The sequence below is a fragment of the Methanosarcina spelaei genome, from assembly GCF_002287235.1.
Taxonomy (GTDB): Archaea; Halobacteriota; Methanosarcinia; order Methanosarcinales; family Methanosarcinaceae; genus Methanosarcina; species Methanosarcina spelaei.
The window spans coordinates 1-986 of record NZ_LMVP01000321.1 but is presented as its reverse complement, the minus strand read 5'-3'; the positions used below and the strand labels follow the sequence as shown (position 1 = coordinate 986).

Genomic DNA, 986 nt, shown 5'->3' with positions numbered 1-986 from the left:
TGTTTCGATAATATAAATCATCAGTGGCTACTAGACAACATTCCAATGGATAAAACAATACTCAGACAGTTTCTTAAGGCCGGTTTCGTATACAGACGTCACCTATATCCAACGAAAGCAGGCACACCTCAAGGTGGTCTAATCTAGCCAATTCTGGCTAATATGACATTGGATGGTATCGAGGGATTACTAATGAACCGGTATCCTAAAAAGGATAAAAGATCCTTCAAGGTAAACCTCGTAAGATACGCTGACGATTTCATAATCACCGCTGCTTCCGAGGATATTGCCAAAGAAATAAAGGCTCTGATAACCGATTTCCTTATGGAGCGAGGTCTTGAACTCTCTGATGAAAAAACCATTATCACCAACATTAACAACGGATTTGATTTCCTTGGCTGGAACTTCCGGAAATATGCCGGTAAACTTCTAATCAAACCTTCCAAGCAATCCATAAAAAAGTTTACTAATAATATTAGCCAAGCCATACATCAAGGTAGAAATTGGTCTCAAGCTTCTTTAATCGATAAATTAAATCCAATTATAAGAGGCTGGACCAATTACCATAAATCGTCTGTTTCCTTCAAAACATTCCAAAAGCTTGATTCCATCATCTGGGAAATGTTGTGGAAATGGGCTAAAAGAAGACACCCTGGCAAGCCCAGACGCTGGATTGCTAATAAATACTGGATAAAAAGTCTTACCAGACGCTGGAACTTTCGCACTCAAGAAAATGATCTGTTGCGCATGTCCAATACAAAAATAAGACGTCACAAGCCTTTAAAATTAGATATGAATCCGTTTCTTAACCTAGAATATTTCCAACAACGCAAAAATCAACTTAAATCTACTAATTGATATGTAATAACAAAAAACTGCCGCCTGATACAGAAAGGGTTATAGAATGCTTGAGCCGGATGCGTTGAAAGGTGCATGTCCGGTTCTTAGAAGAGAGAGAACGAGTAATCGCTCTTTCTTATTCAACA

Annotated in this window: 1 protein-coding gene; it reads left to right on the top strand. The window is 38.3% G+C overall.

The features are described from left to right. Positions 1 to 150: 150 nt before the first annotated feature. The gene (locus ASJ81_RS13595) at positions 151 to 858 is read left to right on the top strand and encodes a group II intron maturase-specific domain-containing protein (protein WP_338037537.1); all 708 of its coding nucleotides are present in this window, start codon (positions 151 to 153) and stop codon (positions 856 to 858) included. Positions 859 to 986: the final 128 nt, after the last annotated feature.